Raw genomic sequence first — 5,312 nt, 5'->3', positions numbered from 1 at the left:
GGGTTTACGGATTTTCCTGTTGGTCGGGGCTAAATCTCACCGGCCTCGATCATCCGCACCAGTGTTGATATGTCCACTCCATAATTGACCTCTCGGCCTTTGCCGTCCTGTTGGTTTTGCATCGTGGCCTTACCTATGGCCCCAGGAGGAAGGCCGTACCCCATCTCCCCGCCAGGCACGAAAAAGCCGACACTCCGCTCCATCACAGTCTCAGGCCGGCGGCGTTCAAACTTCGGTCGGATGAACTGTTTCTTGTGCAGTCCCTCTGTGAACAGAATCTTGGCCCGGAGGGCTTCCCATGAATAGCCCCGGCCAGCGCGATCGGTGCAGCGAATCAGATTGTTCAACGACTCCGTGTAGGCATTGGTGACGGGGTTCTCAAAGAAACGCAGGATATAGGGCTGCCAGTTCGTCCAAGCACGGATCAGGTCGGAAAAGTGCTCGTAGATATCCGGTGTAACGCCCCGATACCATGCCTCGTATCGGGCTTGCGCCTGTTGCTTGGTCTTGGCGTCGTAGATGCCGTAGAAGTCTTCTTTGAGCCGGTATGCCAGCCCCAGCGCAGGATAGTTCTTCGTCCAGCCATCCAGGTTGAATGCTTCTTCCGGAGTCAGGTCACGCTCACGCTTCAACAGGATGAATCGGTCGTGCATCAGACCCCGGCGCTGCTTGGGCGTCAGCTCGGCCCGTAGTGCCTTTCTGACCTTCTCGATGGCTTCGTTGGCCATCTTCACTACGTGGAACTTGTCGATGACGATCCTGGCATCCGGCAGCACTGTCTTGACGGCATCCCGGTAGGGTTGCCACATGTCCATCGCCACGTACTCGATCTGCTCCTTGCCCTTGAGCTGGTACAGGTACTTGGCCACCGTGTCCTTGTTGCGGTTGACCAGCATGTCCACCACGGTGTTGTTCTCGATGTTGGTGATGACGCAGCGCGGTTTGATGAGATGGATTTCGTCGATCCCCATCCACTTCGGCGTCTCGAATGTAACCTTGGCTTCCAGGTCGCTGATGTAGTCGCGGAAGATGTTGCGGACGGTCTTCTCGTCCACTCCGGTTTCATCAGCCAGTGACAGGAAGGTGCGCTTCAACGACTGTTGACTGATCCACTTCACCAGCCGTTCCGTCATCTGCCGGTTCTCGGCCACCACAGGCAGTGGCGTGAAGAAAGTCTTCAGGCAATCGGGTGCCTGGCAGCGAAAACGCTTGGGGGCGATGTAGATACCGACTCGTTTGCCGTGCATCGGCAGGTCTTTGATCAGGCGCGGCTGCTCTGCACCACCCCAACCCTGAAATCGAGAAGACCCGCAATGTGGGCATTGACGGGTCGGCTCTATGGGTTCGGCATCGATGTGATAGTCGTGTTCGGTTTCTTCCACCGACAGTACACGGTACTGGGGCAGGTTCAGGATGTTGGCAGGCATGGAATACTTCCGTGGACCAGTATCTGGCTCTGTTTTGTAAGCGCCGCTATTTCACTAGGTGCAAGCCTGGATTGGCCGGCCTCACACTCTCGTTCGTCATCTGGCAGACGGTTTCATACAGGCGGGCCGCTGCCTTGAAGATCGGTGTGAGCGCCTGGCGATCGAGATCTGTAAATGCTGCGATTTGCAATGCATCCGGCGAAAAGTCTGCCTCCTGGACTACGCTTTCAACCAACGCCCACTTCTCTTTGTCCGCCATGAATGAAGCGCGTGGTGACATGGCTGAAACAGCGACGAAGCACCACATTGCTCCATCTTGCTCATCGCGGATGGAGCCATCAAATACCGTTCTAATGCCGCACTGCCGCATGATTTCTAATTGGTCGATCAGGACATCCATGGTCTTACTGTCCATAATCTTTACTGACCACCAAGCTTGGCCGAAATGGACTTGGCCAACGGCTCAATGACAGCCTTTCGCTCTTCAATCTGAAAGGTATCGCCATCGGCAAACACCTCGCAGCTTAGGTGAGCACCACCACCGGCTGCCGGTGTCAGCACAAGACGACCAAGCTCACCGATCGTGGTATGAGTCAGGTAATAGGCACAGACACCGCCAGGCAAGAACTCTCGCTTTGCGGTGACATCCGAAGGCCAGACAAAGGGACTGGTCATGGTTGACTCCATCCAGGCAGTTTTATCGGAACGACTCAGATTGACTCAAACACCGGGGCCGTTTTGAAGCGAATTGCTTTGCAATGTTCTCGGGCAAAGGTCATAGCTGCCGCCTCATCTACGAAAGGCCCGTGCACGATTGTTTCCTCATGTGCGCCTTCCGATACGAACCACTGGTCCAGCTCAAATGCACGGCCAGTCTGTTTGTTGATCGGGGCGCGGTTGTGCTCGGTGATGTTGGACACCATGCACACCAAGCCATCCTCCGGTAAATCAAACGGGGACTCATCCTTGGCGGCCTCCGTGCTGTAACCGAAGAATTGGATCAATCCTTCCTCTTCCGGGTAGAGATTGGCAGACTCAGCAAATGCTGCGGCCCGTGCGGCCATCTCCTCAAGTTCAGCGTTGGCTTGCGCGGCCTCTTCCTGCATTTGCGCCATAGTGAGAGGTTGCTTCACAAGGAACAGCTCAACGCGATAGATGCTCGAAAACTTGTCGGAGATACCTTGCAGAATGGTGTCCAGCTTCTTGGGGGTGAGGCCGTAGCGCACACGCTCCATCAGGAACAGACGAATGATGACCAGATCGTCGTCACCGGTTATTGCGTCGATTTGTTCGGCCTCGGACTGGAGCCAGCCACGCAGCTTCAGGGCGGAAACTTCCTCGGTGGGGTTCAGTATGGTAATGCGAAATTGGCCAGATGCCATAAGGTGCTCCCGTGATTGTGCTTATTTGACCAGGTATGGCTTGTTGATGGTGGCAGCGAGGTCGTCGCCTTTGTAGTACGGGCGAATCCAGACCAGCTTGCGCTCTTTGCTCTCCGGCCCGTGGGGCTGGCGTCGCCAGTGCCCTCGCACTATGAAGCGCACCAGTGGCTTACCGCCACCTGTGGTGTGGCCGTCACCCTCTGCTGTGCCTTTCTGAATCACGATAGGACCGACCGATGCTCCCACTTCCTGGTAGTCGAGAGCGGTGTAGCGGTTCATGGTTTGCAGTAGCTTCCGGCGCTTGGGCAGCGATGCGATGGTCATTGCCCGTGCTTCGATTTCTCGGCGCGGGCTTTCCCTTCCGGCCAGCTCAGCCTCATTCGACGACAGGTACAGAACAGCGTTGAGGACGATCCGATAGAAAGCCAGACCGTCAGTGTAGAAAGTGTCGTCGTCCTGGTGCTCGATGGCCTCTTCTTCCAAGTCCACATGCATCGCCATGCCCAGGTTGTCCGGCGTCAGAGTTTCCCAGTCCGTGCGCAAAGCCTGCTCCAGCGTCCAGTCATCGCCCAGGTACAGCTCGCGTTTGAGTGCGAGGTAGCTTGAATTCGGCTGCCTGGCATGCCATGCGCACATCAGTAATTTCCGGCCCGGCAGGCCTGCGCCGGCAGGGTGCATAGTGAGAAAGACGGAAACCGGCGCATCATAGTCCAGGCCGGAGGCATTCATGGCCCACCGCCCGGCATCGCCCCGGATGTTGTGCATCGCGTTGATGACGGTGCGCGATGTGAAGGTGAACAGGCATGTCGGAAACGGCAACTGGATCAACGACGCTTTGAGATTGATCTCGGTGTTCGCTAGGTGGTCGGCCAGGTTGTCGGAGAAGTGGAAGGTCTTCTTACCGGCGAGGGCAAAGTTCACCACGCTGTGGTACTCGTTATTCACAGTGCCGTAAAGGCTTGCAAAGTATGCCTTCGTCTGTGGCGGGGCGCTGGAGAGGATGGGAGATATTTCCTCAACACTAACGCCGGGATGGTCGGTCCCGTATCCGAGCAGCTCTGCATTCAGTCTCTCGATGAACGGCTGGAACCGGCTGTCGTAGTCGTCCACGCTATGAATGGCTTGCGGTGGGTTGGGGCCGCGCAGCAAATCTTCGGCATCCTGCTCAGCCAGTTCAATCAGGTGAGGGCGCAGCTTGCGCACGAAGTCGTAGTAGGTAGGGGGCAAAGCCATATTCACTGATCTCCGCATTCAACGACGCGGAAACGTTTTCTGCGGCGGGTTGGCGAGTCGTGTAACTCTGCAAAGGCATCAACGATACGGCCATCCTGATCAGTTATCAGGTAGCCTTTCGCCCTCAATTTGTCGAGGTAGTCTTGCCGGGTTGCTTGACTCTTAGGGAAGGTAAACCAGACCTTGAAACCTGCGCGGTAAGCCTGGTCAATCTCGGCCTGCAACGGAAGCTCTTCGATGACCTTGGCGGGCTTTGCTGCTCGTAGCAATTGGATAACCATGGCAGTGCCAGCGCCAAGCATAGCCAGCAACATGCCGGTTTTGCCATCCAGGTGATAAATCTCGGCCAGTTGAACACCCAGCCCCATGAAGGTAATCACCCATGGTAATTGCCAACAAGCCGCTCGTAGCAGTTCGGTGTGCTCAGCTTTTGTCATCGAATTAGGAGAAGACCGAGTGTTCATGGACGGGGCTTCCCCTTGTCTGCCACCTCGACCGCCAGCACTTCTACCTGTTCGGCCAATGTCGGCAGGTCGCGCTGGATCGTCTTCCATACGATCTCAAGGTCTACCTTGAAGTAGCCATGAGCCAAGGCATTGCGCATTTCATAGGCGAACGCCAGCGGCACCTCTGGGTGTGTATCGGCAAAGTCAGGATAGTGACGCTCGATATTGCGACTGGCCTCGCCAATGATTTCGAAGTTGCGGATCACCGCGTCCTGCACCAGCTCGTTCTCCAGGAACGCCAACTCGGCCATGTCCTCGGTGTAGCGATGAATACGTCCAATGGCTTCGAGAATGTGCGCCAAGTAGTCCGCCAGCCTTTGCTTGTCACGACTCATACCGGCACAGCCTCCGCGATAACCTGGGCACGGAAAGAGTCCGGCAGCGCCTTGGGGGTCAGTACATCGACCGGCACGCCCAGTAGCTTACGCAGTTCGTGGCGGATGGCACCGATATCCATCATCGTGGTGTCAGGAGTCGGGTCAATCAGGATGTCGAGGTCGCTGTCATCGGTATCATCGCCGTGGATGACCGAACCGAACACCCGTGCATTGCGAGCGCGATGGGCCTCAACGATGCTGCGGATGCTGGCCCGGTGGGCTTGGAGGGCTTCAGAGGGTTTCATGGCATCACCAACAGGTTTATCCGAATTAACGATGATTGCATCATAGAGAGATTGTCGCTACGATTCAACAGGAAATTCCGATTTACGGTGATTGTGACAAGTAGGCTTCAGGCCCAAAACCAACAGGTTTTTCCGCATACCC

General features: G+C 56.3%; 8 protein-coding genes. All 8 read right to left on the bottom strand.

Annotated features, from left to right (window positions below):
- Positions 1-29: 29 nt before the first annotated feature.
- Genes ACODR9_RS24160 through ACODR9_RS24125 form a run of 8 tightly spaced genes read right to left on the bottom strand, consistent with a single transcriptional unit; the run spans position 30 to position 5,170 of the window.
- Positions 30-1,427: an ISL3 family transposase gene (locus ACODR9_RS24160; RefSeq protein ID WP_488813208.1), complete on the bottom strand. Its 1,398-nt coding sequence runs from the start codon at positions 1,425-1,427 to the stop codon at positions 30-32.
- 46 nt (positions 1,428-1,473) lie between these two features.
- Positions 1,474-1,827, bottom strand: a complete 354-nt coding sequence (locus tag ACODR9_RS24155) for a hypothetical protein (RefSeq protein ID WP_488813206.1) — start codon at positions 1,825-1,827, stop codon at positions 1,474-1,476.
- A 20-nt stretch (positions 1,828-1,847) separates the two neighbouring features.
- Complete coding sequence (locus ACODR9_RS24150) at positions 1,848-2,102, bottom strand: hypothetical protein (protein WP_488813204.1); 255 nt, start codon at positions 2,100-2,102, stop codon at positions 1,848-1,850.
- 35 nt (positions 2,103-2,137) lie between these two features.
- Positions 2,138-2,809, bottom strand: a complete 672-nt coding sequence (locus ACODR9_RS24145; protein ID WP_488813202.1) for a hypothetical protein — start codon at positions 2,807-2,809, stop codon at positions 2,138-2,140.
- A gap of 21 nt (positions 2,810-2,830) precedes the next feature.
- On the bottom strand, positions 2,831-4,042 hold the full coding sequence (locus ACODR9_RS24140; protein WP_488813200.1) for an AcrVA2 family anti-CRISPR protein: 1,212 nt from the start codon (positions 4,040-4,042) through the stop codon (positions 2,831-2,833).
- Positions 4,043-4,044: 2 nt separating this feature from the next.
- The gene (locus ACODR9_RS24135; protein WP_488813198.1) at positions 4,045-4,506 is read right to left on the bottom strand and encodes a hypothetical protein; all 462 of its coding nucleotides are present in this window, start codon (positions 4,504-4,506) and stop codon (positions 4,045-4,047) included.
- Positions 4,503-4,883, bottom strand: coding sequence for a HepT-like ribonuclease domain-containing protein (locus tag ACODR9_RS24130; protein ID WP_488813196.1), 381 nt, complete (start codon positions 4,881-4,883; stop codon positions 4,503-4,505). The genes ACODR9_RS24135 and ACODR9_RS24130 overlap by 4 nt, the downstream gene beginning before the upstream one ends.
- Complete coding sequence (locus ACODR9_RS24125; RefSeq protein WP_054287420.1) at positions 4,880-5,170, bottom strand: nucleotidyltransferase family protein; 291 nt, start codon at positions 5,168-5,170, stop codon at positions 4,880-4,882. The genes ACODR9_RS24130 and ACODR9_RS24125 overlap by 4 nt, the downstream gene beginning before the upstream one ends.
- Between the last annotated feature and the right edge of the window lie 142 nt (positions 5,171-5,312).

This window comes from Aquitalea sp. FG25, from assembly GCF_057809375.1.
Note: the sequence above shows the minus strand (reverse complement) of the source record. Positions and strands in the feature narration are given on the sequence as shown.

What these genes read in the sequence shown, in the direction of transcription:
- ACODR9_RS24160 (WP_488813208.1), bottom strand. Translation starts at nt 1,427, where the DNA reads ATGCCTGCCAACATCCTGAACCTGCCCCAGTACCGTGTACTGTCGGTG.
- ACODR9_RS24155 (WP_488813206.1), bottom strand. Translation starts at nt 1,827, where the DNA reads ATGGATGTCCTGATCGACCAATTAGAAATCATGCGGCAGTGCGGCATT.
- ACODR9_RS24150 (WP_488813204.1), bottom strand. Translation starts at nt 2,102, where the DNA reads ATGACCAGTCCCTTTGTCTGGCCTTCGGATGTCACCGCAAAGCGAGAG.
- ACODR9_RS24145 (WP_488813202.1), bottom strand. Translation starts at nt 2,809, where the DNA reads ATGGCATCTGGCCAATTTCGCATTACCATACTGAACCCCACCGAGGAA.
- ACODR9_RS24140 (WP_488813200.1), bottom strand. Translation starts at nt 4,042, where the DNA reads ATGGCTTTGCCCCCTACCTACTACGACTTCGTGCGCAAGCTGCGCCCT.
- ACODR9_RS24135 (WP_488813198.1), bottom strand. Translation starts at nt 4,506, where the DNA reads ATGAACACTCGGTCTTCTCCTAATTCGATGACAAAAGCTGAGCACACC.
- ACODR9_RS24130 (WP_488813196.1), bottom strand. Translation starts at nt 4,883, where the DNA reads ATGAGTCGTGACAAGCAAAGGCTGGCGGACTACTTGGCGCACATTCTC.
- ACODR9_RS24125 (WP_054287420.1), bottom strand. Translation starts at nt 5,170, where the DNA reads ATGAAACCCTCTGAAGCCCTCCAAGCCCACCGGGCCAGCATCCGCAGC.